1 protein-coding gene and 1 pseudogene are annotated in these 1,503 nt (G+C 68.6%); both read right to left on the reverse strand.

Annotated features, from left to right (window positions below):
- Positions 1–260 (reverse strand): annotated as a pseudogene (locus tag M8J74_RS44120) (M4 family metallopeptidase); the annotation flags it as partial.
- Positions 261–564: 304 nt separating this feature from the next.
- Positions 565–1,503 (reverse strand): M4 family metallopeptidase (locus M8J74_RS44125; protein ID WP_249841764.1); only part of this gene is annotated, 939 nt, incomplete at its 5' end.

Consider the following 1,503-nt stretch of genomic DNA (forward strand, 5'->3'; position numbering starts at 1 on the left):
AGCTTCTCCTTGGCGCCCAGGCCTATCTTCTGCGCCGTCTCGGCGACGTCCGCCTGCGCCTTCTTGATCAGGGAGACGCGGGTGGCGGCCGAGAGCGCGGTGGGGGCGGCCGCCGGGCGGGCCGCGGTCGCGGCGTCCGCCCTGGTGGGGGCGGCGGCCGCGGTACCGGTGGTCAGACCGGTGGTGAGCAGGGCTCCGGCCGCGACGGCGGTGGCGATGGCCAGAGTCGAGCGCTTGTGACGCGCGTAGAGGGGGGTCACACAAGCTCCTTGTGGTGGGGGAGTCCTCGCCCGGCGTGGGGATGCCGGGTCACGGGTTGCTTGAGGTTGTGCGGCGGTTGTGAGGAAGAGTGACATCCGGGCGCGTACATGTCAGTCCCCTCAAGTGATGTTGGCCGAAAAACGTCGGCCAGGTGAACATTGCGGGCGTGTAAACCGAGTTGGCGCCGGTAAAGGGCCAACCTCCGGGACGTAAGGCGACGGCAAAAAGGGGCGCCGCCCCGGGGAGTCGAACCACCGGGGCGGCGCCCTGAATTCGGGGCTTGAGGCCTCAGGGGCCCGCGGCCTACGGGAAGGTGAGCTTCCAGCTGTTGATCGTGCCGACGTCCTGCGCGGCCTGGTCCTGGACCCTCAACTTCCAGGTGCCATTGGCTGATTCGGTGGAGGCGTTCACCGTGTAGGTGTCCGTCACGTTGTCCGCCGAGTCGGAGGAGCTGAAGTTCTTCAGCCGGTAGGCGGTGCCCGACGGGCCGATCAGATCGATCACCAGGTCGCCGCGCCAGGTGTGAGTGATGTTCGGCGTGACCTGCAAGTTGGACGGTGCGTTTCCGGTCCGCCCGGAGACCGTGATCGACGAGGTGACGGCGGGGCCGTTGTCCGGAATCGACACCGCGGTCGTGCTCTCGTACGACGTCCCGGTGCCGCCCCCGCCGCCGGAGCGCGAGCCGACCGCCACGCCCGCCCAGGCGTCCTGCACCGCCTTGTACTCGGCGGAGGTGGTGCCGTAGAGCTCGCCGGCCGCCGCGAGGGTGCCGGTGCGCGCGGAGGCGTAGTTGGTGGTGGACGTGAACTTGGTGGTCAGCGCCCGGTACCAGATCTGCAGGGCCTTGTCCCGGCCGATCCCGGTGACGGTGGAGCCGTCCTGGGTCGGGGAGTCGTAGTCGACCCCGTTGATCGTCTTCTTCCCGCTGCCCTCGGACAGCAGGTAGAAGAAGTGGTTGGCGGGGCCGGACGAGTAGTGCACGTCCAGGCCGCCGAGGCCCGAGTACCAGCTGTCCTTGGACGCGCCGTCCTTGCTGGGCTTGTCCATGTAGCGCAGCGGGCTGCCGTAGCCGTTGATGTCGATCTTCTCGCCGATGAGGTAGTCGCCGACGTCGGAGGAGTTCGCGGCGTAGAACTCCACGCCGGTGCCGAAGATGTCGGAGGTCGCCTCGTTCAGACCGCCCGACTCGCCGCTGTAGTTGAGCCCGGCCGTGTTCGACGTGACGCCGTGGCTCATCTCGTG

Origin of the sequence: Streptomyces panaciradicis, from assembly GCF_023516615.1 — a bacterium.
Classification (GTDB): domain Bacteria; phylum Actinomycetota; class Actinomycetes; order Streptomycetales; family Streptomycetaceae; genus Streptomyces; species Streptomyces panaciradicis.